The following is a 26,987-nucleotide window of genomic DNA, read 5'->3' as shown; positions in this document are numbered from 1 at the left end:
GCGGGAAACCGCCTCCCCGTCCCCGCCCCCGGCTAGGATGCGGGTTCGCGACCGGGTCGGAACGGCGCACACGGCCGGAAGCGGACATCCGATCGTCACGGGGCCAAGAGGTGGGGACAGCGCATGCGGGAAGGCCGGTGGACCACGGTCACCGAGTCCGAGTTCGACCACGAGCGCCGCGGCCTGGAAGCCATCCGGGAGAGACTGCCGGACGCGGACCCCTGGCGGGCCTGGTCGAACTTCACCTTCACCGCGCACACCGGTCACGTCCGCGAGGTCGACCTGCTGGTCGTCTCCCCCGGTGGCGTGTGGATGATCGAGCTGAAGCACTGGCACGGCGCCCTGACCGTCGAGAACGGCACCTGGGTGCAGACCACCCCCGCCGGACGGCGCCGCCCGCACGGCAATCCGCTGCACCTGGTCAACCGGAAGGCCAAGGAGTTGGCCGGTCTCCTCGGAAGCCACGGCAAGCGCGTGTGGGTCGGGGAGGCCGTGTGCATGACCTCCGACGGCCTGCGGCTGACCCTGCCGCCGCACGAGCGCCACGGCGTCCACACCATCGCCGGGCTGGTGGCCATGCTGAAGGAGCCGCCGCGCGAGGAGCGGCGCCGGATCACGGTCACCGACTCGCGGGAGATCAAGGGCGCGCTGGACCGGGTGGGCATCCGGCGCGGCGAGCTCGAGTACCACGTGGGTCCCTACCGACTGGAGCGCAGGCCCTTCGACTCCGGCCGCACCTGGGCCGACTACACGGGGACACACACCGAGTTGCCGGAGACCGCGCGGGTCCGCGTCTACCTGAGCGAACGCGGCGCGGACGCGACGATCCGGCGGTCGGTGGAGAACGCCGCGCGCCGGGAGGCGGCGGTGCTGCGGCGGTTCCGCCATCCCGGGGTGGTGCAGCTCAAGGAGTACCTGCCGTCCGGACACTCGGCCGGCCCGGCGCTGATCTTCGAGCACCACCCGGGGACGGTGCGACTGGACGAGTACCTGCTCCGGTACGGCGGGAACCTGGACATACTCGGCCGGATGGCGCTGGTCCGTCAGCTCGCGGAAACGATGCGCTCCGCGCACTCGGTCCGCCTGCACCACCGGGCGCTCGCCGCCCGTTCGATCCACGTGATCCCCCGGGAGCGGGACCCGTCGGGGCGGGCGATCGGCGAGGAGGAGTCCTGGCTGACCCCGCACCTGCGGATCTCGGACTGGCAGGTCGCCACCCAACGGGCCTCGGAGTCGCACGACGGGGCCGGCCCCACCGGGAGCCGTCTCGCCCCGACGGCGCTGTCGACCGGCCACGTGGCGGAGGACTCCGACCCCTACCTCGCCCCGGAGTTGACAGCTCCCCGGGCGGACCCGGTGTACACGGACGTGTACGGCCTGGGGGTCCTGACGTACCTGCTGGTCACCGGCCGGCCGCCGGCGGCGAGCCAGGCGGAGCTGCTGGCCCGGCTGGAGGCGGGCGAGGGGTTGCGCCCCAGTTCGCTGGTGGACGACCTGTCGGAGGACATCGACGAGTTGGTGCAGGCGGCGACCGCGTACCGGCCCGAGCGGCGTCTGGCCTCGGTGGACGAGTTCCTGGAGATGCTGGAGATCGTCGAGGAGGGTCTGACCGCGCCCCCCGGGGACGAGGACCCGCCGGTGGCCGGCCCCGGCGTCCCGGAGCCGGAGAAGGATCCGCTGGAGGCCGTGGCCGGGGATGTGCTGGGCGGGCGCTGGGAGGTCCGCCGGCGCCTGGGCACCGGCTCCACCAGCCGGGCCTTCCTGGTCCGCGACCTGGGGGCGGAGGCGCGCAGGACCCGTCCGCTGGCGGTGCTCAAGGTGGCGCTGTCCGAGGGGCGTGGCGAGGTGTTGGTCCGCGAGGCGGAGGTGATGAACCGGCTGCGCGCCGATTCCCGGGTGATCCGGCTGGTGGAGCCCGACCCGCTGCGCGTCAAGGGCCGGACCGTCCTGGCCCTGGAGTACGTGGGCGACGAGCGACTCTCCCCCGAATCGGCCGGCGAGGGCGCCGAGGGCGGTTCGCGCAGGCCCTCCCGCCGCGAGGAGACGGTCGCCCGTCAGCTGCGCGACAGCGGCCGGCTGCCGATGGACCAGTTGGAGGCGTACGGGGAGTACCTGTTCGGCGCCGTGGACTTCCTGGAGGGCGAGGGGGTCTGGCACCGCGACATCAAGCCGGACAACATCGCCATCCGGATCCGCCCCAACCGCACCCGCCAGCTCGTCCTGATCGACTTCTCGCTCGCCGGCTACCCGGCGAGCGAGCACGACGCGGGCACCGAGGGCTACCTCGACCCGTTCATCGGCACCCTGACCCGCACCGCGTACGACTCGCACGCCGAGCGGTACGCCGTCGCCGTCACCCTGCACGAGATGGCCTCGCGGGAGCTGCCCCGGTGGGGGGACGGTTCGGTGCCGCCCCGGATGACCGACCCGGCCGAGTTCCCCCACCCGACGATCGCGAAGGACGCCTTCGAGCCGGCCGTGCGCGACGGCCTGGTGGCCTTCTTCGAGAAGGCGCTGCACCGGGACGCCGCCCGGCGCTTCCCCGAGTTGAAGCCGATGCGGGATGCCTGGCGGAAGATCTTCCTGGACGCCTCACGGACGGTCCCCTCCGGTCCCCGCTCCCGCCCCTCCTCCCACCGCCCCGAGCCCGTGGAGGGCCCCACCGGCGAGGGCCCCGCCACCCCGGCCCCGTCGGGTGAGCCGGTGATCGCGGAGGCCGAGCCGCTCAGCGCCGAGCAGCAGCGCGACCTGTTGGCGGCCGAGGTGTCCCGCGAGACGCACCTGTCCGCCGCCGGCCTCAGCCCGGCCGCCGAGTCCTTCCTGTACGGGCTGGGTCTGACCACCGTCGGCGACCTGCTGGACCACAGCCGCAGCAAGCTCCTCAACGCCCCCGGCCTGGGCGCGAAGACGCGCGGCGAGGTGCAGCGCCGCCAGCGCCAATGGGGCCTGATGCTGCGCGAGGAGCCGCTCTCGCCCCTGACCCCGAGGGGCAGGGCGGAGGCGAGGGAGGAGATCGACCGCCTCACCGGCGCCGAGTCCTCCCTCCTGGGCACCCTGGCGGCCGGGGAGGACGCGGGCGGGATCGACGAGTCGACCCTGCGCTCGGTGAGCCTGGACGCGCTCGCCACCATCCTCGTCCCCGAGGTGAACAACAACCGCTCCAACCGCAAGAAGGCGGAGATGGCGCGGCTGCTGCTCAGGCTGCCCGACGAGCACGGCAGGCTCCCCGACATCGGCGTGTGGCCCGTGCAGAAGGACGTGGAGAAGGCGCTGGGCCCCACCGAGGTCTCCGTGTCTCTGATGCTGAAGGAGGAGCGCAAGCGCTGGGCGAGGCACCGGGCGGTGCGGGCACTGCGCGAGGAGATCATCGGGCTGCTGGAGGGTCTGGGCCGGGTCGCCTCCGCCGTGGAGATCGCCGACGCCCTGGCGGTGCGGCGCGGCACGCAACTGCCCGGCCGCGAGCAGCGGCGCGCGCTGGCGCTGGCCGCCGTGCGGGCGGTGGTGGAGACGGAGCAGCTCCGGCCGGACGAGGCCGAGTTCCTGCACGAGCCCAACCTCCGGGCCACCGAGGACGGCCCGGCCGCCGGCCTGCTCGCCCTGGACGTACGGGAGAGGGACGCCCCGAACACCCCCTCGGCCCCCGGCCTGCTCGACTACGCCGCGCGGCTGGGCCGCGTCGCCGACAACCTGGCCCGCCTGGAGACCCTGCCGACCGCGACGACGGTCCTCGCCGAGCTGAGCGCGCTGCCCACGCCGGCGGGCACGATCGAGTGGGACGAGCGGCGGCTGGTGGAGCTGGCCGCCGCCGCCTCGACCCACGCGGCGGCCACCCCCCGCCTGGAGATCTACCCCCGCGACCTGCCGCTGGTGCGGGCGCTGCGCCTGACCCAGGCGGGTCTGGTGCGGCTGAGCCCGGGTACCCCGGAGCGCCTGCAGCCGGGCCTGACGGAGAAGGAGGTCCACGAGCGGGTGCGGTCCCGGTTCCCCGAGCTGGTCGTCCCGGACGGCCGGGGCTCGACGACCCGGAAGCTGCCGACCGGCGGGCCGCTGACGAAGGCGCTGCGCGAGGCCGGTTTCGACCTCGTCGTGGCGACCCGCGAGACCGACCACCGATCGCGCTACCTGCCCGCCAACATGGACGCCGCGTCCAGCTACGTGAGCGGTGGCACCCGGCGCGGCACCACCGCGCCCGGCACCCTCACCCGCTGGTCGGACGACCCGCTGGTGGCGGGCGCCATCCGGGCCGAGGAGCGGTTGAGCGCCTCGGCGCGACGGGACGGCTACCGGGTGCTGACCGTGCACCACGACCGCGTGGTGGAGGCGATCGCGGAGCTGACGACGGAGCGGATCGGCGCCCGCCCGGTGTCGGTGACCCGGCTCCTCCTGGACGCCCTGCGCGGCCTGGTCCGGCCGGGGACGAAACCGACCTGGGAGACGCTGCTGCGGGCGGACGTGGCCGAGCCCGGCTCGCGGGGGGCGCTGAAGTTCTCCGAGTACACGCGCACCGCCTGGGGCGTGGTGGAGCCCCGGGTGCGCGGGCTGCTCGACCCCGACGCCGGCCCGGGCCCGGTGCTGTTGACGGAGACGGCCGCCTTCGCCCGGTACGGGGCGATGGACGTGCTGGACCGGCTCGCGGACGCCGCCCGCGGGGGCGGGCGCGGCCTGTGGCTGCTGGTCCCGCAGCCGGACCCGGCGCGGGAGCCGAGGCTGGGCGCGGTGGCGGTGGCCCACCAGGCCGGGCTGGGCGAATGGATCGAACTTCCGGACTCGTGGGTGCGCAACGCCCACCGGTCCGATGTGGGGAACACAACCGAGGGAGACGGCACGTGATCGACCGCAGGGCCCTGCTGGAGGACCTGAAGCGACAGGTCAAGGCGGCGGAGACGGACCTCGGGAAACAGGTGGGGGCGCTGCCGGAGGTCAACGCCCGGCTGAGAGCGGAGTACGACCGGGCACGGAAGCTCGGCCGCACGGCGGCGACGTGGAACGCCTGGCTGGACGAGCGCGTCACACAGGTCGCGGTGGCCTGGGTGCTGGGCACGGTCTTCGTCCGCTTCTGCGAGGACAACGAGCTGATCCCCGAGCCGTACCTGACGGCCCCCGGGGTCGACCGCCGCGACCTGGCGATCGCCCGCTTCGAGGACTACGTCGCGCGGGCGGAGGACCCGACCTACCGGGGCTGGCTGGAGCGCGCCTTCGCGGAGCTGGGCGAGGGGCAGGCCGGGCGTCTGCTCTTCGACCGGCGGCACAACCCGCTGTATCAGATCCCGCTGTCCCACGACGGCGCCCGGGATCTGGTGGCCTTCTGGCGCGAGCGTGACGAGGAGGGCGTCCTCGTCCACGACTTCACCGACCCGCTGGAGGAGGACGGCGACGGCACCAAGGGGTGGGACACCCGCTTCCTCGGCGACCTGTACCAGGACCTCAGCGAGGCGGCGCGGAAGACCTACGCGCTGCTGCAGACCCCGGAGTTCGTGGAGGAGTTCATCCTCGACCGGACGATGAACCCGGCCGTCCGGGAGTTCGGCTACGAGGAACTGAGGATGATCGACCCGACCTGCGGGTCGGGCCACTTCGTTCTGGGCGCCTTCCGTCGCCTGGTCCGGCTGTGGGACGAGGGACAGCCCGGACGCGACCGCCACGAGCGGGTCCGGGCCGCGCTGGACTCCGTGCACGGCGTGGACATCAACCCCTTCGCCGTGGCCATCGCCCGCTTCCGCCTGCTCATCGCGGCGATGGCCGCGAGCGGTGTGCGGACGCTGACCGAGGCCGCTCGGTACGAGTGGCCGATCCACCTCGCGGTGGGCGACTCCCTCATCAAGCACCGGTACAAGCAGGGCAACCTCTTCGAGGGATTCGAGGAGGAGGGCGCGGACGAACTCGCCGACTTCAAGTACCAGACCGAGGACGTCCACGAGTACCCGGAGATCCTGCGCCAGGGCCGCTACCACGTGGTGGTGGGGAACCCGCCGTACATCACGGTGAAGGACAAGAAGCTCAACGCGCTGTACCGGGAGCTGTACGACGCCTGCGCGGGCACATACGCGCTGTCGGTGCCATTCGCCCAGCGGTTCTTCGAACTGGCGAAGACAGGCGACGCGGAGAGCGGCCTCGGGTACGGCATGGTCGGTCAGATCACGGCGAACTCCTTCATGAAACGGGAGTTCGGAACACGGCTGATCGAGACGTTCTTCGCACACGAGGTGGAGTTGACGGAGGTCATCGACACCTCGGGCGCTTACATTCCGGGACACGGAACGCCCACGGTCATCCTGGTCGGCAGACGACGTGGAGGCAGCACACGCTCGGAAACCATTCGGACGGTGCGAAGCGTTCAGGGGGAGCCCACCGCACCGAAGAACGGCGAAGACGGCCTCGTCTGGAAAGGGATCACCCGACAGATTGATTTTCCGGGTTCGGTCAGTCAGTGGGTTTCAGTGGGCGACCTGGATAGATCGACCTACTTCGGCAATCAACCCTGGGTCCTTTCCGACGGCGGACTCGAAATGATCCAGCAAATCGAGAAAGCCAGCTCACAAACCCTGAAGTCCGTCATTGAGCCTCCCGTGGGTCGCGCGATCCGAGCAGGAGCCGATGAAGCATACATCCGCCCTCGGCGCAATACATATCGCACCGTGGCGCACCGCGGCGCACTTCGCCCCTTGATGATCGGTGAAGTCATCCGCGACTGGACAGCCGAGCCCGAAGAATCAATCTGGTTTCCGTACGCCGAGGAAATCAGCCCTGGAGATCTGGAAGCCGACCTCTGGGCGCTCCGCCGCGTGCTCCAAGTACGACGCACCTTTCAAGGGGATATGGCTGACGCCGGTCTCCAGTGGTGGGACTACATGCAGTACACCGCATCCGCCTACCGCACCCCCCTGTCCATTACTTTCGCTTTCGTCGCAACGCACAACCACTTCGCACTGGACCGAGGAGGAAGGGCTTTCAAGCAATCTGCCCCGGTCATCAAGCTGCGGGAGGGGGCGAGTGAGGAGAACCACCTGCGCCTACTCGGAGTACTGAACAGCTCCACGGCGTGTTTCTGGCTCAAGCAGGTGAGCCACAAAAAGGGCGGAAGTCCAGAGTCAGGAGGTGGAAAATCCGATCAACCATGGTCTTGGAGTTATGAGTTCACTGGAACCAATCTAGAAGATTTCCCGCTCCCCGGTTCTTACCCTCAAGCCCTCACCGAAGCCCTGGAACATCTTGCCCAATACCGAAATTTGGAGTTCTCGCCCGCAGCCCTCACTGCACAACACACCCCTTCAACCCCCGATCTAAATAAAGCCAGAAAAAAGTGGGACTCGACCCGGGCAAAAATGATCGCCCTACAGGAAGAGCTGGATTGGCGAGTGTATTTCATTTACAATCTACATGGCGAGGATTTGAGCACCCCCGAAGAAACCGCCTCAATCAACCTCCCCGAGATTAACCTTGGCGAACGCGCTTTCGAAATCGCCCTTGCGCGACGCATCGCAGCAGGCGAAGCCAGTGATGAATGGTTTAAGCGGCATGGTTCCACTCCCATCACTGAGATTCCCAGCCACTGGCCTACCGCGTACCGGGAAATGGTGCAGAAGCGTATTGAGGCCATCGAGTCGTCGCGTGCGATCAATATGATCGAGCAGCCAGAGTACAAGCGACGGTGGGCCACCGAGGGATGGGAAAAACTTCAAGAAAAAGCGCTACGGGAGTGGTTGTTGGACCGTATGGAGGACCGGTCCCACTGGTTCGATGAGAACGGGAACCCGGCGCTTATCACGCTGTCTCGGCTGATCGACGGTCTGTCCCGTGACGAGGACTTCGCCTCCGTCGCCAAGATCTATGCCCCCCGCAAGGAGTTGGCCGCTGTCGTTACCGAGCTGATCACCGACGAGCATGTGCCGTTCCTTCCCGCGTTGCGGTACAAGCCCTCAGGGGTGAAAAAGCGCGCGGACTGGGAGCACGTCTGGGATCTCCAGCGGCAGGAGGACGCGGCGCCGGATGAGCCGGCCAAGAAAAAGATCCGGGACTCCATTCCCGTGCCGCCGAAGTACACTTCGGCCGACTTCCTGCGCCCTTCCTACTGGCGGGCACGCGGGAAGCTGGATGTGCCGAAGGAGCGGTTCATCTCGTACGGGCAAACCAACACGGCCACGCCGGACCTGTACGGCTGGGCGGGCTGGGACCACCGGGAGCAGGCGGTCGCTCTCGACACCTACATCGCCACCCACGAGGCGTTGACGACCGAAGAGGTCACCCCACTCCTCGCCGGGCTGCTGGAACTGCAACCCTGGCTGAACCAGTGGCACAACGACCCGGACCCGGTCTTCTCCCCCACCCCGGCCAAGTTCTTCGAAGGTGACCGGCAGATCGAGCAGGGCAAGCACGGTCTCACCGACAACGACCTGCGCACCTGGCGTCCGGCCACCGCCCCCCGAGGCCGCCGCGCCACCAAGAAGTAACCGAGGAGGCGGGGGAGTGGTGATCCGATGACGGATCACCACTCCCCCGCCGTTCCACTCAGGGTGACAGTCGTCCGTCTTGGACCGCTGATACGAAGAAGGCCCAGCCCTCGCCCTGGACGAGGAGCACCCCTCCGTTCGGATTCTTGCCGTCCCTCACCGGGATGACCTCACCGAAGTCATCGGAGACCTCAACGCAGGCACCACCGTCGGAGTTGCTGTGAGTGCTCTTGCGCCAGGTCGCGACGCTCAGATCGATGGTTCGCACGGTGCTTCCTCCAACATCCGCAGGATGAACTTCCGCGACTCAGCCGGGGAAAGCGCCAGGTCGCGCACCGCATCGTAAGCGCCTTGCAGTTTCTCGACCGCCGCGCTCTCCTCGATCAGTTCACCCCTGTGCGCGTTCTCCGTGTACGCCACCGTACGCCCCTCCGGCAAGCGCAGGAACCACACATCCGTGCTGTCCAGCCCATAGGGACCGGCACTGAACGGCAGCACCTGGACGACGACGTTCGAGCGCTCCGCCATCTCGGCCAGATGCTGCAACTGGCCATGCCACTCCCCCGCGTCCAACAAGGCCAGACGCAGGGTTGCCTCGGAGAGGATGGTCCGGAATCTCGGAGCGCCCTCCCCCTTCAGCAGCTCCCGGCGGCTCATCCGGGCCTCGACCTGCTGGTCCAGTTCCTTGCCCTTCAGACCACCGGCCGCCAGCACCTCCCGGGCGTAGCCGGGGGTCTGGAGCAGGCCCGGCAGCACGCTCACCGCGAAGTGCCACAGGCTGACCGCCTCGGCCTCCAGCGCCATGTACCGCCGGTACCGTTCGCGGAAGCGCGAGGTGTCGCTCGATGCCAACTCCCACAGGGCCAGCAGCAGGCCCGGTGTGCCGTAGTGCTGGTCGAGGGCCTGGACGACGTCCGCGCTGCCCAGGGTGTCGCCCTTCTCCATCTTGCCGAAGAGGGACCAGTCCCAGCCCAGCCGTTCGCCGAGTTGCCGCAGGCTCGTCCCGTTGCCGGTGCGGAGACTGCGCAGTTCCTCGGCGAACCGCTGGCGGGGCTCCCGGCTGCGGCCGGTGACGACGCGTCGCTGCGGCATACCGTTCCCTTCCGAAACGCTCGCGCGGGCGGTGTGGAAGGTGGGGAAGCGACACCGTTCGGCGGGGAAGCCCGACCCGTTCACGGGGGCGATCGACCACCTGCGGGTGCATTCTCGTGACACCCGCACCACGCAGAGTAGTTCACTCGACACGGTGCGGTGGGGGGAACAGTGAGACCCGTGAACCAAGGAGGCCCAGTGACGACCACACCGGGAGACCCGGACCGCACGTCGGGAGCACCGACCGTCCCCACCACCGGCACACCGACCGCTCTCGCCTCCTCCCCCGTCCCCGTCCCCGGGGTGGGAGAGGCCCTCGACGCCCGCAACGCGCTCGCGCTCTCCCTCGCCGTGGCCGACATCGAACTGCCGGCCATCGACGTCCGCACCCCGTGGGCGGAGGTCGGGGAGCATCCCCAACCGGCGCTGGTTCACCTCGGGGTGTGTTCCCCCGCCGTGGCCCGGGCGCTCGCCGATGTCATCCGGAAGGGTGCCACGCCGTGACGGCGGAGGGTGTTCCCCGGGTCGGGGAGATCGTGCACGACACCCGACTCGACCGCACCGGGCGGGTGATGGGACACATCGGCCCGTACGTGCAACTGCGCCCGCTCTCCGGCGGGCGGGAGTGGGACGCCGACCCCGACCGACTCCGCCCCTTGTCCCCGGACGGACCGGAGTCGGAACCGCCCACCTCCCCGGCCCGGGGCGACGACGCCGAACCGTCCGCCGCTCCCCCGGACGCCCCGAAGCCTCCGTCCGGGGCGGGGGAACCGTCCGCCGCCGCCCCTGTGGGCGACGAGGCCCGGCGCCCGCCGACGGACCCGGCGGAGCCGGCCGGGACCGAGGGGATCACCTCTCCGTGATCGTCGCGTTCCCCTAGGATGGCGAGCGCCATCTCAGCGGCCCGACGGGCTTCCCGCTCCGCTCTCGCGGAGTGTCGCAGGACATGCCCCCACCCGCACGAGTTCTCTTCGTGCTGTCCGGGGGCATGTCCTTGCTGTTCCGTGAGTCCGCGGCGTCCGTCGCCGCCCGTCTCCTCGAGGGGTCGCTGACCCTGCACCTGATCGAGAACTTCGCGCACCGCTACGGCCATCGGCCCGGTGCGTCGGAGCGACGTTCCTGGGAGCGCAGCATCCCCGCTCTCGTCAACGCCCTGAACGAGGCGGGGCTCGGGGAGGTGGAGGTGCTCCTGGAGTACGGCCTGCCGCTGACCAGCAAACGGGTGGACGCGGTCCTCGCCGGCGTCCACCCGGCCACCGGTGAACCGTCCTACGTGCTCGTGGAGTTGAAGCAGTGGAGCGCCGCGTACCCGGAGGAGGAGAGCCCGGCGCTGTGCCGGGTGGACGCCTACCCCCGGCCGGTGCTCAACCCCATCGAGCAGGTCCGGGACTACTGCGCGTACCTGGAGTCCTTCAACGGCGCCGTGGAGCGGGTGCCGGAGTCCCTGGCCGGGGTGGCGTTCCTGCACAACGCCGGGGAGGTCGGTGTCGCCGGACTGCGGAGCGTCGGCGAGAACCGGCTCGGCCGGCTGTACACCGGCGACCGGCGGGGCGCTTTCCTGGACTTCCTGCGCTCCCGGCTCGCCCCCGCCCCCGGCGCCGAGGCGGCGGACCTGCTGATCGACGCCAAGGTGAGGCCGTCGAAGCAGCTGATGTCGGTGGCGGCGGAGGAGGTGCGCGACCGCGAGCAGTTCGTGCTGCTGGCCGAGCAACGGGAGGCGTACGAGCTGGTGATGTCGGCCGTGCGGGAGTCGCGGCGCTCCAACGGCAAGCGGGTCGTCGTGGTGACCGGCGGCCCCGGTTCCGGCAAGAGCGTGATCGCCCTCTCCATCCTCGGGGAGCTGTACCGGCGCGGGGAGACCGCCCTGCACGCCACCGGCTCCCAGTCCTTCACGAAGACCATGCGGCGGGTCGCCGGGCGCCGGAAGCCCGTGGTGCGGGACCTGTTCAAGTACTTCAACAGCTTCCAGGCCGCCGAGCCGAACGAGTTGGACGCCCTCATCTGCGACGAGGCCCACCGGCTGCGCAGGACCTCCGCCAATCGCTGGACGAAGGCGGAGTTGCGCACCGGTCGCCCCCAGGTGGAGGAGCTGATCGCCGCCGCCCGGGTGCCGGTGTTCCTGCTCGACCGGCACCAGGTGGTGCGGCCGGGCGAGATGGGCACCCCGGAGGAGATCCTGGCCGCCGCCGGGCGGATGGGCGTGGAGTCGGTCCTGGTGGAGCTGGACGGGCAGTACCGGTGCGGCGGCAGCGCCGCCTACGAGCGATGGGTCATGGGATTGCTCGGTCTGGAGGACGGGGAGACCGGGCCGCCGGTGTGGGAGCCGGACGGTCGGATGGAGGTGCTGACCGCCGAGAGCCCCCGGGAGATGGAGGAGTTCCTGCTCGCCCGCCGGGAGGAGGGGTACGGCGCCCGCATGACGGCCGGCTACTGCTGGAAGTGGAGCAAGGTCACCCCGAAGACGACGGAGTTGCCCGCCGACGTGGTCATCGGCGACTGGGCCCGGCCGTGGAACCTGCAGGGTGATCGGTCCGTGCTCGGGGCGCCGCCCTCGGCGCTGTGGGCCACCGAGGACGCGGGGTTCGGTCAGGTGGGGTGCGTGTACACCGCGCAGGGCTTCGAGTACGACTGGGCGGGCGTGATCATCGGTCCGGACCTGGTGTGGCGCACCGACCGCTGGGTGGTCGACCGCACCGCCTCCAAGGACTCGACCTTCACGTCGACGACCCCCGACGAGAATGTGGACCGGCTCATCCGCAACACCTACAAGGTGCTGCTGACCCGGAGCATGATCGGCACGATCGTTTACTCCACCGACCCGGAAACCCGCGAGAAGCTGCGCTCGCTCATCCGACCGGCGGCCGGGGTCGGGGCACCGGTGACGGCATAGGGCGGCCCGGCCCCTCCCGGCGCCCGTCGCCCGGTGCCGATGGTCGAAAAGGGGCATCGGGCGGCGGATCAACGCCATACGATCGGACCAGCCCGTTGCCGCCGCCCGTCGGAGAGCGAGATCGTCCATGGCCCAGCAGCCACCCCTGCTCCGCGATGTCATCGACATCAAGGAGTCCATCTCCACCTCGGACTTCGTCCTCAAGCTGTCCGAGGCGACCTCCCCGGGGGGCGCCGAGCGGGCGTTGCGGGACTACGTGGTCACGGAGCGGCTGCTGGAGAACTTCGACGAGGCGCTCGGCCTGATCCGGGCCGCGCTGGACGGCCACACCTCCAAGGCCGCGTACCTGCACGGCTCCTTCGGTTCCGGTAAGTCGCACTTCATGGCAGTGCTCCACGCGCTGTTGAGCGGCAGCCCCGCCGCCCGGGCCCGGCGGGACCTGGACCCGGTGCTCACCCGGCACGAGTGGCTCGGCACGGACGGGAAGCGGTTCCTGCTCGTGCCGTACCACATGCTCGGCGCCAAGTCCCTGGAGCAGCGGGTCCTGGGCGGGTACGTCCGGCACGTCAAGGAGCTGCACCCGGAGGCCCCGACTCCGCAGGTGTACCGCACCGACACCCTCTTCCAGGACATCCGGGCGATGCGCACCCGCATGGGCGACGAGGCCGTCATCGCCGGCCTGGGGGCGGCCGACGGGGGTGGGGCCGGGGACGAGGAGGACGAGTGGGGCGAGCCGTTCCGCTGGAGTCCCCAACTGCTCGACACCGCCATGGACGCCGAGGAGGCGCACGGCGGGGAGTCGGCCCTCAACCTGGTGAACCCGTCCACGCCGTCCGAGCTGCGGGCCCGACTGGTGCAGGACGCGAGCACCCACCTGCTGCCGGGCTTCGCGCGGAACGCGGCCGAGGACGAGCACGGATTCGTCTCCCTCGACGCCGGCCTGTCCGTGATCGCCGCCCACGCCAGGGCACTGGGTTACGACGGGCTGATCCTGTTCCTCGACGAGCTGATCCTGTGGCTGGCCACCCTCATCCACGACCAGAGGTTCGTGGCCCGGGAGGCGAGCAAGATCACCAACTTCGTGGAGGGCGGCGACTCCCGCCGCGCCGTCCCCGTCGTCTCCTTCATCGCCCGCCAGCGCGACCTGCGGGAACTGGTCGGCGAGGAGGTCTTCGGGGTGGCGGAGGCGTCCCTCCAGGACAGCCTCAACCTGGCCTCGGGACGGTTCGACAAGATCACCCTGGAGGACCGCAACCTCCCGCAGGTCGCGCACGCCCGGCTGCTGAGGCCCCGGGACGAGGAGGCCCGCGCCCTCATCGACGCGGAGTTCGAGAAGACCCGCAAGGTCCGCCAGGAGGTGTGGGACACCCTGCTGGGCTCCGACCGGGGCGCGAGCGGGGTCGGCGCGGACGAGGAGAGCTTCCGGCTCACCTATCCGTTCTCCCCCGCCTTCATGGAGACCCTCGTACACGTCTCCTCCGCGCTCCAGCGCAACCGGACCGGCATGAAGCTGATGGGTGAACTCCTCGCCAAGCACCGGGAGGGACTGCGGCTGGGCGACCTGATCCCGGTCGGCGACCTGTACCAGCTGATCGCGACAGGCGGCGACCGGCCGTTCACCGACAGCCTGAAGGTGGTCTTCGAGGCCGCCGACAAGCTCTACCGGGGCAAGCTGCGGCCCTACCTGCTGACCACGCACCAGGTGTCGGAGGAGGACGTCGAGCGGTACACCAACCGCCCCGGCGAGGTCACCGACCCGCAGTCGCGCGGCCGGATCCAGCAGTTCATCGGGGACAACCGGATCATCGGCACCCTCCTGCTGTCGGCGCTCGCGCCCAGCGTCCCGGCCCTCTCCGACCTGACGATCCGCCGGTTGTCCGCCCTGAACTACGGCTCGGTGGTCGCCCCGATCCCCGGCCGCGAGTACGGCATCCTGAAGAACAAGGTGGCCGAGTGGGCCGGCCGCTTCCCCGAGATCAAGGAGACCGGTACCGACACCAACCCGGGTGTCCGGTTGGAGCTCTCGGGTGTCGACGTGGACTCCGTCCTCGCCAACGCCGGCGTCAACGACAACCCCGGCAACCGGCAGTCCCTCGCCAAGCGCCTGCTCGTCGAGGAGCTGGACCTTCAACAGGGACAGTTGCAGGACGAGATGCGGTTCGTGTGGCGGGGCACCGAACGCGCCGTCGAGATCGCCTTCGGCAACGTCGCGGACCGGGACGAACTGCCCGACCACGACCTCGCGCCCGCGCAGGAGGGATCCTGGCGGATCGTGGTCGATCTCCCGTTCGACGAGAGCGAGTACGGTCCCGTCGAGGACGCCAACCGCATGCGGCGGCTGCGGGAGCGGCAGGGAGAGCCGTCGCGCACCGTCGCCTGGTTGCCCACCCACCTCTCCAAGCAGCGGTACGCCGACTTCCGCCGCCTGGTCGTCATCGACAGGGCCCTGGCCGACGACCAACGGTTCGACGCCCAGTACGCCGGTCACCTGAACCCCGACAACCGGGCCCGCGCCAAGGGCATGCTGGAGACCCAGCGCGAATCCCTGCTCAAGAACGTCCTCGGTGCCTTCAAGCAGGCGTACGGGCTCGCGGAGAAGAAGCCCGGTGACGTGGGGGTCGGCTTCGACGACCACCTGGTGTCCCTGCGCGAGGTCGACGGGCTGACCCTGTCCTTCGGCCGTTCCATGCGGGACGGCCTGCGGCACATCGCGGGCAGACTGCTCGCGAGCCAGTACCCCGACCACCCGGACCTCGACCCCGAGAACACCGGGACCGTCGTCAAGGTCGGTGACGCCCGGAAGGTCTTCGCGCACGTGCGGGCCGCCGCCGAGGCCCGGGACGGGCGCGCGGAGGTCCCCGCCCCCGAACGGGCCCTGATGCGTCGGGTGGCGGGCCCCCTCCGGCTGGGCACGCAGAAGGAGGCGTACTTCGAACTGTCGCACCACTGGGCCGATCACTTCCGACAGCTCTCCCGCGAGGAGGGCGTGACCGGTGATCTGAGCCTGATCACCCTCACCGACTGGACCGATCGTCCGACCCCGCGAGGGCTTCCCGACTTCCTCGTCCGACTCGTCGTCGCCTCCTTCGCCGAGATGGACGACCGGGTGTGGGTACGCGCCGGAACCCCGCTGGATCCCCCGCCCGCCCTGAACGAGATCAAGGAGTACGACGCGCTGCGCAGCCAGCCCCTGCCCTCCCCGGAGGACTGGGAGAACGCGCGGCAGCGGTTCACCGCCCTGTTCGGGGAGACCGCCCCCACGCTGCGGCGCGGACGCATGGTCAACCAGTTCGCCCGGCTGATCGGCGAACAGGCCGGAAGGCACCGGGACGACGCCCGCGAGCTGGTGACCCAACTGGAACGGCACTCCGACTTCCTGGGGCTCGACGAGACCGAGGAGACCGGTCGGCCGGCGATCGCACGGCGGGCCGTGGAGCTGCTGACCGTCCTGGCGGGTTCCCCCGGGCAGGGCGCGGCCGAGGCGCGCAGGACCGTCGAGGCCCTGGCGGGCTTCGACTTCGGCGGGGTCGGCGCGGACCGCTTCGGCACCTCGATCAAGCAGGCGCGGAAGGTGGCGCACGCGCTCGACTCGGCGCCCTGGGGGACCCTCGACCTCGCCTCCTCGGAGGGACCCGAGGGGGAGATGCTGTTGGAGTCCCTGCGCAACGCCGCCCGGAGCGATCAGCGGACCAACGACCTGAAGGAGGCGCTGGACCGTACCCAGCGGGCGGTCGTGGCGCTGGCGAAGCGCAACCGCGCCGCCGCCGCTCCCCCGCCCCCGCCCGTCGCGCCCGGTGCCGGGGACGTGTCGCTGAACACCCCCACCAGCCACCCGCCCCTCCCCGACGGCGGGCCGGCACCGACCCCGACCGGCGGTGCCGGCGGACCGCGCCGCTCCGGTGGCCGACGGACCACCGCCGCGGCGGCCGGGGCCTCCGTGGCCGAGTTGCGGACCGAGCTCGCCGAACTGGCCGAGCGCGAGCCCGGCGTCACCGTCGAGATCACCTGGCGGGTGGTGGAGCCGTGAGCGTGACGGGAACCACCGGTGCCCCGGGCACGCGCGGGACGACCGGCGGGGTCGGGGCCACGACGGTCGGGGCGCCCCTCGTCCGGTTGAACACCACGACGGTCCTGCGGTACCTCTCCGGACAGAGCTCGCTCGCCGATTCCGCGGCGGGGCGGGATCGCCGTCGAGCCGTGCTGCTGCGCTCCGAGCCGCGGTGGGAGGGTCCCGCCGAAGCCACCCGGGGCGAAGGACCGCGCTTCCGGGTGGCGACGGCCCCGTCCCCCCTGGCCGTGCACGAGCTGCTGCTCGACCACTTCGCCGAGGGGGCGACCGGTCCGGCCGTCCTCGTCGTGCTGACCGACCGGGAGGAGAACGAGCTGGACCCGGCCCTCCTGGCCCGGGTCCACAAACGGTGCGTCGACACCGTGGACAACTGGAACCTGGTGCGGGACGCCTTCGGCGCCCGGCAGATCGACCGGCGTCTGACCCGGGAGAAGTGGGCCGCGGAGGCACTCCTGGACGCCACCCCACCCGGTGGTTGGCCCCACCCGGTGGGCGACGTGCTCTCCCGGCGCACAGCCCTCGCCTCGCTGGCCCTGCGGCGGCTGCGACTGGGGCGGTACGCGGAGGAAAGCACCGCCCCCGACCACCCGGGAGTGGGCGGGGAACTCGACATCCACACCCTGCTGGGCTGGTCGCTGGCCCCGGGGCGTCCCGAACACCTGCTGGAGCTGCGGGGCCCCGAACGCGCGGGGTTGGTCGCCTTCCTCGGCGAGGAGGAACAGGCGGGAGCCGCCGGGCGGACGCTGCTCGCCCTGGTCGAGGCCGGCCACGGCCCGGACGCCGTGGCCTTCGGTCTGGTGTGCGGGGCGTTGTGGGGGCGGGCCGAGCCCGACGCCGCCGTGTACACGGCACGCGGCCGGGCCGAACGCTGGTTCGGCGAGAACCCGCCGGCGGTCGGTGAGCGGTTCGACGCCCTGGCCGGAGCCTTCGGCCGAGCGGCGGAGGAGTACGTGCGCGGGCTCCTCGACGGCGCGACCCGGGACGACGAAGGGCTCGGGGCGGCCCACGAGGTCCGCCGAACCGCCCTGATACTCCTGGAACGGGCCTCGACGCTCGCCCGACAGCTCGGGGCCGAGACCGCCGCGCGTGCCAGCCTCCTGCTGCCCGCCGGCCTGGACGCACGCTTCACCGTCGTGGGACGGGCCCTGGCCGACGGCGAACCCGCGCCGGTCGCCGCCGCCATCCGGGAGCTGGCCGCGCACCTGCGGGCCCGTGCCCCGGAGGCCCGCCCCCGCGTCGAACGCACCCGCATGGCCCTGCGGCTCCTGCGGTGGACCGCCGGCGGGCCGACCGCCGAGACGTCCACCGTGGCCGCCGGGTTGGAACGCCACATGGCCGAGACCGGCTGGGTGGACCGCGCCCTGGAACACGTCGAGGCCGGCGGGGACCCCGACCCGGTCCTGGCCGCCGCCTACGACAAGCTCGCCGCCCGGGTTCGCGAACACCGGCACCGGATCGACGGCGGGTTCGCCCGCGCCCTGGCCGGCTGGACCGAAGCCGGCACCGCCCCCGGCGCCATGCTGACGGTGGAGACGTTCCTGGAGCGCGTGGTGCGCCCCGTGGTTCGCGGTGCCGGCGACCGACGCGTCCTGCTGCTGGTCCTGGACGGCATGAGTGCCGCCATCGCCACCGAACTGGGCGAGGAACTGCGTTCCTCCTGGGCCGAGTTCGACCCGCTGCGGGAAGGTGTCCCCCGGCGGCGCCCGATGGCCGCCGCGCTTCCGACGATCACCGTCGTCTCCCGCGCCTCGCTCCTCACCGGTCGGCTCACCCGGGGGGCGCAGCGGGAGGAGAAGCTGCTGTTCCCCACGCTACCGCTGTGGGGCGGGGCACCCGCCGCCCTGTTCCACAAGGAGGACCTGCGGGCCGACAGCGCCGGGGAGACCTTCGGCCCCGCTCTCACCGAGGCCCTCGCGGACGACCGCACCCACGTGGCCGTCGTCCTCAACGCCATCGACGACCGACTCGCCAAGGAACGGAAACTGGGCGACGGCGCCTGGCGGGCGGAGCACATCCCCGGCCTCCCCGACCTGCTGCGGGTGGCCGCCACCCGGGGCATGGCGGTGGTGATCACCAGCGACCACGGGCACGTGGTGGACCGGCACGGAAACCGTGTGGAGGCCGGGGCACCGTTGTCCGCGCGGCACCGCGCCCCCGGCGGGGAGACCGGACCGGCGGAGGTCGCGCTGAGCGGCCCCCGGGTGGTCGAGCCCGATCCGGGCGGATCGATCGTCGCGCTGTGGGACGCCGACTCCCGGTACACCGCGCGCAAGGCCGGTTACCACGGTGGCGCCTCCCTCGCCGAGGTCGCCATCCCGATCCTGGTCCTCCTGCCCTTCGGAGCCGAGCCCCCGACGGGATGGCGGGAGCTGGGCGACCAGCGGCCGGCCTGGTGGGCACTCGACTCCGGGACAGCCCGCCCCGAGGAGGCGACGGCCCACTCCCCGGCCGGGGTTCCGCGAGCGGGGGTACCGGGGCCGGAGGCCCGGAAGGAGGGACGGAAGGAGGGGCGGAAGCAGTCGAGGAGGCAGGAGGGGGCGGACCGTCCCCAGGACTCGCTGTTCGATGTCGCCCTGGTGCCCGCGACCGGGAACGACGGGGCGCTCGTCACACCCACCGTGGTGAATCGCGAGGACGTCCTCATCGAAGGGCTGCTCGCCTCGGAGACGTTCGGGAGCCAGATCGACCTCTTGGCGCGCAAACCGCCGATGGGCAAGGTCGAGAAGGCGATTCGGGTCCTGTTGGAGGCCGGGGGCACCCTCCCGGTGACCGCTCTGGCCCAACGCGTCGACTATCCGATCGGCCGGGCGAACGGCTTCGCCGCCGTTCTGCGTCAACTCCTCAACCACGACGGCGCCCAGGTCTTGGAGATCCTCCCTGACGGCCGGACCGTCCGTTTGAATCCCACTTTGTTGAGGACGCAGTTCGGTCTGACCTGACTCCCCGTCGGCTCCCGGCCGGACCCGCCGTGAACACCCCCGGGGTCACCCGGGGGATCCCGACGGACCGCCGGGGGCCGTCCGTACGGCGGGGAGTCGAGGGTTCACCACCGATCCGACTCACGATTTCGGGTATGGCACACCCGGTCGGGGATGATCCGGAAGCGGGGTACCGACGCATCGGGAATGGAACAATGATCCGGTGACCGAGATCCCCCGCTCCCCCGTCTCCGCCACCCGGCGCCGCGCCGCCATCGACGCGCTGCGACGCGGCGCCGTGCCCGAGAGCGGTCTGGATCTCCTCGCCACCGGGCTCGACCGCTTCGAGACCGCCCTGGACGCGGAACTCGACGCGGTCGCCTCCGGTGGTTCGGTCTTCAAGGCGGTACGGGGGGAGTACGGATCCGGCAAGACGTTCTTCACCCGCTGGCTCGGCGAACGCGCCAAACAGCGCAACTTCGCCGTCTCCGAGATCCAGGTCTCGGAGACGGAAACCCCGCTGCACCGGCTGGAGACCGTCTACCGGCGCCTGACCGAGCGACTGTCCACCCCGAGCTTCCCGCCGAGCGCGCTGCGCCCCGTCGTGGACGCCTGGTTCTACGCGCTGGAGGAGGATGTCCTCGCGGCCGGCGCGACCGAGGAGGAGTTGGGCGGTGAGGTGGAACGACTTCTCACCGCCCGACTCGCGGAGGTGTCCCGACACGCCCCCTCCTTCGCCACCGCGCTGCGCGGGTACCGGAACGCGCTCGCCGGCGGCGACGAGGCGACCGCGGCAGCGGTCCTCGCCTGGTTGGGGGGACAACCCCACGTGGCCGCCGCCGCCCGCCGATCCGCCGGGGTACGCGGCGACCTGGACCACTTCGGCGCGCTCGGCTTCCTCCAAGGGCTGCTGACCATCCTGCGGGACTCCGGCCACCGGGGCCTGTTCGTGGTCCTCGACGAGGTGGAGACCCTGCAACGCGTGCGCTCCGACGCCCGTGACAAAGCGCTCAACGCCCTGCGCCAGCTGATCGACGAGGTGCACTCCGGTCGCTTCCCCGGCCTCTACCTCGTCATCACCGGCACCCCCGCCTTCTACGACGGCCCGCAGGGCGTGCAGCGCCTCGCACCGCTGGCCCAACGTCTGGCCACCGACTTCACCACCGACCCGCGCTTCGACAATCCGCGTGCCGTGCAACTCCGTCTGCCGGGGTTCACCCCGGAGTCCCTCACCGCTCTCGGTCGGGGAATCCGCGATCTGTACGCCTCGGGGGCCGAGACACCCGAACGGATCCGGACCGTGGTGGATGACGATTACGTGGCCGACCTCGCCGGTGCCGTCGGCGGGGTCCTGGGGGGAAAGGTCGGCGTCGCGCCCCGGCTCTTCCTGAAGAAACTGGTGGGCGATGTCCTCGACCGCGTCGACCAGTTCCCGGACTTCGATCCCCGGCGGCACTACCGGCTGACGGTGGGCTCCGGGGAACTCACCGATGTCGAGCGGAACCTCGCCACGGCCCCGCCCGCCCCGGTGGCGGCCGGTTCCCGCTCCGCGTCGGCCGACGACATCGACCTGGAACCGTGATGCCGGGGGCGACCGACCCGATCGACCGGCTGGATCCCGTCATCCTGCACCACGTGGTCAACACCCTCGGTTGGCCCGATCTCCGGCCGCTGCAACGCGCCGCCATCGATCCCGTGATGGACGGCGAGGACGCCCTGTTGCTCGCCCCCACCGCCGGCGGCAAGACCGAGGCCGCCTGCCTGCCGATCCTCTCGCTCATGTCCTCGGGGCGGTGGTCCGGCACCTCCGTTCTCTACCTGTGTCCGCTCAGGGCCCTGCTCAACAACCTGATCACCCGTGTCGACCGGTACGCGCAGTGGTTGGGCCGTCGTGCCGCCCTGTGGCACGGGGACATCGGCCAATCCCGACGACAACGCATCCGTGCCGAACGGCCCGACATCCTCCTGACGACACCGGAGTCCCTGGAGGCCATGCTCATCGGGGTGAAGACGGACCACGCCCATCTGTTGGGCGGTGTCCGGGCCGTCGTCGTCGACGAGGTGCACGCTTTCGCCGGGGACGACCGGGGATGGCACCTCCTGGCGGTCCTCGAACGCCTCACCCGGGTGACGGGACGCCCCATCCAACGGATCGGGCTCTCCGCGACCGTGGGCAACCCGACTCGGCTACTGACCTGGCTCCAGGGAGCGGGGGCGGGAAGCCGCCCGGGGCGGGTCGTGGCTCCCGACCTGCCGGGCAACCCTGCGGCCCCGGCCGTTCCGGACGGCGGAAAGGGAACGAGTACTGCTCCCACATCCCCTCCTCCGGGCCCACCACCCGGGGAGATCGAACTCGACCACGTGGGCTCCCTCACCAACGCCGCCAAGGTCATCGCGGCCCTGCACGTCGGTGAGAAGCGGTTGGTCTTCTGCGACTCCCGACGGCGGGTCGAGGAACTGGGAGCGGCGCTGCGGGCGCGCGGGGTGACGGTCTTCCTCTCCCACGCCTCGCTCTCCGCCGAGGAGCGAGCCCGGTCCGAGCAGGCGTTCGCCGAGGCACGCGACTGCGTCATCGTGGCCACCTCCACTCTGGAGCTGGGCATCGACGTCGGCGACCTGGACCGTGTCATCCAGATCGACGCCCCCGGCACCGTCGCCTCCTTCCTGCAGCGCCTGGGACGCACCGGACGCCGCCCCGACACCACCCGCAACTGCCTGTTCCTGGCCACCGACCGGGACTCCCTGCTGGAGGCCGCCGGCCTGCTCCTGCTGTGGGGGCGAGGATGGGTCGAACCCGTCGTCCCGCCCCCCGAACCACGGCATCTCGTCGCGCAGCAACTGCTCTCGGTGACACTCCAGGAGCACAAGCTGGGCGACCGGCTGTGGGCCGAGCAATGGAACGGCCTCGCCCCCTTCGACGCCTCCGCCGCACCCGTCCTGCGGTACCTGACCGACGAGGGATTCCTGGAGACTGACGAGGGGATGCTGTTCATCGGCTCCGAAGCCGAACGGCGTTTCGGCCGACGGCACTTCATCGAACTGACCGCTTCCTTCACCGCGCCACCCCAGTTCACCGTCCTCTCCGGGCGCACCGAGATCGGCCGGATGGACCCCGCCGTTCTCACCGAGGAACGGCCGGGTCCTCGTCGCCTGCTCCTGGCCGGCCGCAGTTGGCAGGTGACCTTCATCGACTGGGGGCGCAAGCGGGCCTTCGTGGAACCGGTCGAAGGGGGTGGGATCGCCAAGTGGTCCGGTGGGACGCCCGGTGGACTGTCGCACGCGCTGACCAGGGCCATGCGTGAGGTGCTGCTCGGGACCGATCCTCCTGTCGCCCTCACTCGCCGGGCCGAGGCGTGCCTGGGGACGTGGAGGGAGGAGGACGCCCCGGAGACGGTTCATCCGGCGGGCACCATCGTGACCCGTCACGGTCACGAGGTGCGCTGGTGGACGTGGGCGGGGTACCGGGCCAACGCGACGCTGACCGCGACCCTCTCGTCGGTCGCCGACCCGATCCAGCGCCCAACGGACCAGTTCGTACGACTGCGGGAAGACCTGACCACGAGGATGTGGCACGACGCGGTGGAGGCAGCCCGGACCGCGCCGGCACTCGTCCTGCCGGAGGTCGATGAACGAGCTGTCCGGGGGTTGAAGTTCTCCACCGCACTCCCCCACCGCTTGGCCGTGGCCACCGTGGCCGCCCGCCTCACCGACTTCGACGGCGCCCGTGCCGCCCTGGAGGAACCGAAGCGTTTTCAGGTCGCCGTGGGTACATGATCACGCGCGGAGACAGTCCGGAGGTCCAGCACAGGGACAACAGTCCTCGTGTTCTCCAGCCGGGAGGCCCGCTCGCGAGGGCCTCTTCCACAGCCGCATCGAACAGAGCTTGTCCCTCAAGGAGCAGTACGCGACGCGGTGTGACCCAAGGCACCGGATCGGGCTCGTAGGAGCCTCCCCGGTTGGTTCGGGAAGACGGCGAGATGTCGTGCCGGACCCCGGAACAGGGTGGATCCCCGCCCGATGCGGCACGAGGTTCGGCCAATACGCGTCTCGGCGACGGTGAATTGTTCGCTCCGGATCGGACCCGTGCCCCTCTCCACCCATCGGTCATTGCTTCGGCACTCTTCTCACCGAACTCCGGGAGAATGGCCCTCAACAAACCCGCGTACCGGCGGAAATCACCGTCGGTCCTCCTCATGGCGTCCCGGACGGCCGGCGCGTGGTGCCCGAGAAGGTCCTTCTCCCGGCGCACCGGCCCACGACCTCGGAAACCTCCGCTACGATCCATGCCGGCACACCATCCAGCGAGTTCCGGACGACCGAGGACAATGAACTTATACAAGGACATCTTTCAAGGGCAGGGCTCTTCCCTGATCTCCTTCCTGGTTGTCTCGGCGCTGTTGTGCTCAGCGGTGGGACTGCTCGCTTTCGTGGCCCTGCGCGGACGCGCCGTCCGTCCCCTGACCCACGCACTGCACGCGGCCGCGATTACCGGCGTCCTGCGCGTCACCCTTTTCTCCGACTTCGGGCACCAGGAGACGGGTGAATGCGTGATCAGCAAGGCCCTGCTGGAGGGCTTCACCACCCAGCAGGGCCTGGCCAACCTGGTCCTGTTCCTCCCTGTCGGTCTTCTGGGCACTCTCGCCACCCGTCGTCCCACCGGCATGCTGCTGTGGACCGCACTGCTCACCACCGGAGTCGAGATCACCCAGGCCATCGTTCCGACAGTGGCGCGGGTCTGCGAGACCGGCGACTTGGTGATGAACGTCTCCGGCGCATGGATCGGCGTGCTGCTCGCCACCGGCTGGAGTGCCGTCCGTCGCCGGCCGCTCCTGGGCCCACCTTTCGGTTCCCGCCCGGTATCCGTGATCGCCGTCGTGATCGCGGTGACCCTGACCACTGTCGCCCTCACCGCCATCAGACCCGTGGTGATGGACTTCACCGCTGGGGAACGGGAGGCCACAAAGGAGCAGTACGCCGCCATGACGGAGCAATTCCACCGTTTCCTGAACGGGGCCGTGGAGATACCCGGGAAGGAATTCGTCCGCTATGGCGGAAACCGGGAGGGCGGCACCGTGAGCGTTGATCTCGCCGAGGGCGTCGCCGGTCTCGACTGGCCGGGCGGCCGGCGCTTCGATGCGGCCTTTCCCGAAGGGGTGCCGCTCCCACCGGAGCCGACTCCCATCACCACGGCGGAACAGGCCGAGGAGGCGGGGCTTCGATACCTCGACGCACACACCGTCCCTCCGGCTGAGGGAAGTCACATCGAGGTTGCCCCACACGCCCCGGACCAATGGCGTGTCACCCGGGCGAGGGTGGTGGACGGCGTCATCATGCCGGCTCGGGTGGAGCTGTTGCTTCGTTCGGACGGCCACCTCGTCCATCTCACCGCGGACACCACCCCGGATCCCGAGCTGCCGCCCGTGGTGATGACCGAGACCGAAGCCTTCACCGCTGCCCGCCGGCACGCCGGCGTTCCGGCTCCCGAGGAGTCGGCTGCCACCCTCTCGGCCGAGGAGGTGAACGGTGAATGGCGCCCTGTCTGGAGCATCGAACTCATCACTCCCGATACTCGCCACCTCGTCCGGATCGACGCCGCCGGCGCCGAACCGATCACCGTGGTGGAACGCCCCCATCACGCACCCTGAACACCACCGGCCGTCTCCCGCAGGAGGCGCGAATCCCCTCTCACATGAGGTCCGTGGTCGCACCGGGTCAGCGAAGCGAACCCTCGTCGTCCGGGAACCGATCCGTCCCTGGACCCGGGCCGGATCGGAAGACCCCGGGTCGGAGACGGGGTCGGGGACAGCCGTGATCGGGAGAGGTCCATCGACAACTTGGTCCCCCGCCGTTGGACTCCCCGGTCGACAACCGGCGTGCGGTTGCTTTTACGCACCCCAAAGGATGGCTGTCAAGGAGGCATGCCTGGTCAATGACTGGACGTTTCCGGTCTCGGTTGGAAATCGACCTGGCTTCATCGGATCTTGACGAACATCATTTCTCTGCACCAGAAAAACAGCAGAGGAGAGAGATGCGGAATCTTCGGAAAGCACAGGTCTGGCTGACAGGGGCCTTAGCGGCAGGCGCACTGATTGCGGGTACCGGCACCGCCCAGGCGTGGTACTGGGATGGGAAGGTAGACGTCGGGGAGTTCGGCGGCTATAGCGGATTCCTGTCCACGGGAAGTGTCATAGACACCCCCTACAACTATCCGACTCTGGCAAACGAGTACTACGCGAACAGCTACAGCCTGATCGTCGACAACACCATCAGTTCCTACTGGAACCGGCACTCCGGTACGTGGAACGTTTACACCGGCTACAACTACAGCGGTGTTCATGGTTGGCTTCCCTCCGGACACCGTGGGGACGCCTCATCCACCTTCAACAACAAAATCTCCAGCATGCGCAAGTGAATGCCGGGTCCGCCTGCCCGGCCAACCGGGCGGGCGGACTCCGTCCCATTTCACGTCCGTACCGGTGCCGTCCGGGACGGACACCTCGGACCATGAAGGCAACGGATAATCACCATGAGCAATGATCAACACCGCGGTCTTCGCTCGGCCGCGGTGCCCGGCGTCATCGTGCTTCTGCTGTTCTCGGGAACCGGTTGCTCGGCCGAGGGCGAAGAACGGCCAGGCGATGTCGATCCGCCTGTCGATGGGATGGCAGCCCTTCCGCTGGAGTCGTATCTGGTGTCCTCGGAAGATCAGGAACAACTCAGCCGTGCACAGGACATCCTGACCGACACCTGCATGCGCCGCTACGGTTTCGTCTTTCCGCCGGCCGGAAAGGTTGCCCCAACACAGGAGACGGGGGACATGGGGGACCGTCGGTACGGCCTCGACGACGCAGAGCATGCCGCCCGGTACGGGTACGCATGGGGCGACCATCGGGACAATCAGCCGGAGCAGGAGAGCCCCGAGGACGCTTCGAGCGACCTGGCGGAACTGAGCGAAACCGCTCTCCTCGTTTACGGAGGCGAAGACAATCTGAATCCGAACGACCTCCCGGACAGTCAGGAAGAAGCGGAACGGCACGATCCGGCCACCCAAGAGATCGCAGGAACGCCGATACCGGTGGGTGGTTGCCAGCGCGAGTCCTACCTCAAACTGTACGCGCCGAGCGACGAGCATGTGGATGTACTCTTCTCCCAGAATCTGGCCTTCGAGGCCAATGGTCGAGCTCGCAATGACAACCGCGTGACCGATGTGATCGATTCCTGGTCGGCTTGCATGGCGGAATCCGGTTATCAAGTGACCGATCCGATCAACCCCCAGTGGGAGCTAAATCTTCTCGAGAACCAGCAATCGAGCCCCGAGGCAATCAATGTCGCCATGGCGGATGTCAACTGCAAGAAGGATACCGACCTGGTTGCCGTGTGGTCATCGGTCGAGGACGAGTACCAAAATCGCCTCATCGAGGAGAATATCGAGATCCTGGAACTCTCCCGGGAGCAGCACGAGGACCGGATGCGACTCGCCGCCAAACTATTGGAGTAAGAAGCACGGATTCGAGTGAAAAGCGAAGGATTTAGCATCCGTTACCGCCCGGCCCTTCACATCAAATCGGTTA

General features: G+C 70.2%; 14 protein-coding genes. 12 read left to right on the top strand and 2 right to left on the bottom strand.

Features of this window, described 5'->3' with window-relative positions:
* Nucleotides 1–123 precede the first annotated feature (123 nt).
* Nucleotides 124–4,830 carry a BREX system serine/threonine kinase PglW gene (pglW, locus tag LZF96_RS09340; protein ID WP_233868593.1) on the top strand — a complete coding sequence of 1,569 codons (4,707 nt, stop codon included), beginning with the start codon at nucleotides 124–126 and terminating at the stop codon, nucleotides 4,828–4,830.
* The gene (gene pglX / locus LZF96_RS09335; protein WP_233868590.1) at nucleotides 4,827–8,447 is read left to right on the top strand and encodes a BREX-2 system adenine-specific DNA-methyltransferase PglX; all 3,621 of its coding nucleotides are present in this window, start codon (nucleotides 4,827–4,829) and stop codon (nucleotides 8,445–8,447) included. The genes pglW and pglX overlap by 4 nt, the downstream gene beginning before the upstream one ends.
* Before the next feature lie 58 nt (nucleotides 8,448–8,505).
* Here the strand turns inward: pglX and LZF96_RS09330 are convergent, their stop codons facing one another.
* Both LZF96_RS09330 and LZF96_RS09325 read right to left on the bottom strand, forming a co-directional pair.
* On the bottom strand, nucleotides 8,506–8,715 hold the full coding sequence (locus LZF96_RS09330; RefSeq protein ID WP_233868588.1) for a DUF397 domain-containing protein: 210 nt from the start codon (nucleotides 8,713–8,715) through the stop codon (nucleotides 8,506–8,508).
* Nucleotides 8,697–9,539 carry a helix-turn-helix transcriptional regulator gene (locus LZF96_RS09325; RefSeq protein ID WP_233868585.1) on the bottom strand — a complete coding sequence of 281 codons (843 nt, stop codon included), beginning with the start codon at nucleotides 9,537–9,539 and terminating at the stop codon, nucleotides 8,697–8,699. Before LZF96_RS09325 ends, LZF96_RS09330 begins: the two co-directional genes overlap by 19 nt.
* Before the next feature lie 198 nt (nucleotides 9,540–9,737).
* Here LZF96_RS09325 and LZF96_RS09320 point away from each other — a divergent pair, with 198 nt between their 5' ends.
* From LZF96_RS09320 to LZF96_RS09275, 10 genes are all read left to right on the top strand, one after another.
* Complete coding sequence (locus LZF96_RS09320) at nucleotides 9,738–10,043, top strand: hypothetical protein (RefSeq protein WP_308294173.1); 306 nt, start codon at nucleotides 9,738–9,740, stop codon at nucleotides 10,041–10,043.
* Entirely contained in the window at nucleotides 10,040–10,402 is a 363-nt protein-coding gene (locus LZF96_RS09315; protein ID WP_233868727.1) for a hypothetical protein, read from the top strand. The genes LZF96_RS09320 and LZF96_RS09315 overlap by 4 nt, the downstream gene beginning before the upstream one ends.
* An 83-nt stretch (nucleotides 10,403–10,485) precedes the next feature.
* Nucleotides 10,486–12,429 (top strand): DUF2075 domain-containing protein, encoded by a 1,944-nt coding sequence (locus LZF96_RS09310; protein ID WP_233868583.1) that lies wholly within the window; start codon nucleotides 10,486–10,488, stop codon nucleotides 12,427–12,429.
* Between the two features lie 127 nt (nucleotides 12,430–12,556).
* A complete protein-coding gene (locus tag LZF96_RS09305) occupies nucleotides 12,557–16,456 on the top strand; it encodes a phage resistance protein (RefSeq protein WP_233868581.1) in 3,900 nt (1,299 codons plus the stop codon).
* Nucleotides 16,457–16,542: 86 nt separating this feature from the next.
* Nucleotides 16,543–19,437 carry a BREX-2 system phosphatase PglZ gene (gene pglZ, locus LZF96_RS09300; RefSeq protein ID WP_233868579.1) on the top strand — a complete coding sequence of 965 codons (2,895 nt, stop codon included), beginning with the start codon at nucleotides 16,543–16,545 and terminating at the stop codon, nucleotides 19,435–19,437.
* Between the two features lie 211 nt (nucleotides 19,438–19,648).
* A complete protein-coding gene (gene brxD / locus LZF96_RS09295; protein ID WP_233868707.1) occupies nucleotides 19,649–20,998 on the top strand; it encodes a BREX system ATP-binding protein BrxD in 1,350 nt (449 codons plus the stop codon).
* Nucleotides 20,998–23,190, top strand: a complete 2,193-nt coding sequence (locus LZF96_RS09290; protein ID WP_233868577.1) for a DEAD/DEAH box helicase — start codon at nucleotides 20,998–21,000, stop codon at nucleotides 23,188–23,190. The genes brxD and LZF96_RS09290 overlap by 1 nt, the downstream gene beginning before the upstream one ends.
* Nucleotides 23,191–23,741: 551 nt before the next feature.
* Entirely contained in the window at nucleotides 23,742–25,061 is a 1,320-nt protein-coding gene (locus LZF96_RS09285; protein WP_233868573.1) for a VanZ family protein, read from the top strand.
* 308 nt (nucleotides 25,062–25,369) lie between these two features.
* The gene (locus LZF96_RS09280; protein ID WP_233868570.1) at nucleotides 25,370–25,828 is read left to right on the top strand and encodes a peptidase inhibitor family I36 protein; all 459 of its coding nucleotides are present in this window, start codon (nucleotides 25,370–25,372) and stop codon (nucleotides 25,826–25,828) included.
* A gap of 114 nt (nucleotides 25,829–25,942) precedes the next feature.
* On the top strand, nucleotides 25,943–26,914 hold the full coding sequence (locus LZF96_RS09275; protein WP_233868565.1) for a hypothetical protein: 972 nt from the start codon (nucleotides 25,943–25,945) through the stop codon (nucleotides 26,912–26,914).
* The last annotated feature ends 73 nt before the right edge of the window (nucleotides 26,915–26,987 follow it).

It is taken from the genome of Streptomyces sp. ST2-7A, assembly GCF_021390475.1.
Taxonomy (GTDB): Bacteria; Actinomycetota; Actinomycetes; order Streptomycetales; family Streptomycetaceae; genus Streptomyces.
Note: the sequence above shows the minus strand (reverse complement) of the source record. Positions and strands in the feature narration are given on the sequence as shown.

Coding starts and splice junctions, on each gene's coding strand:
- pglW (WP_233868593.1), top strand. CDS start 124: ATGCGGGAAGGCCGGTGGACCACGGTCACCGAGTCCGAGTTCGACCAC.
- LZF96_RS09325 (WP_233868585.1), bottom strand. CDS start 9,539: ATGCCGCAGCGACGCGTCGTCACCGGCCGCAGCCGGGAGCCCCGCCAG.
- LZF96_RS09310 (WP_233868583.1), top strand. CDS start 10,486: ATGCCCCCACCCGCACGAGTTCTCTTCGTGCTGTCCGGGGGCATGTCC.
- LZF96_RS09305 (WP_233868581.1), top strand. CDS start 12,557: ATGGCCCAGCAGCCACCCCTGCTCCGCGATGTCATCGACATCAAGGAG.
- LZF96_RS09290 (WP_233868577.1), top strand. CDS start 20,998: ATGCCGGGGGCGACCGACCCGATCGACCGGCTGGATCCCGTCATCCTG.
- LZF96_RS09285 (WP_233868573.1), top strand. CDS start 23,742: ATGAACTTATACAAGGACATCTTTCAAGGGCAGGGCTCTTCCCTGATC.
- LZF96_RS09275 (WP_233868565.1), top strand. CDS start 25,943: ATGAGCAATGATCAACACCGCGGTCTTCGCTCGGCCGCGGTGCCCGGC.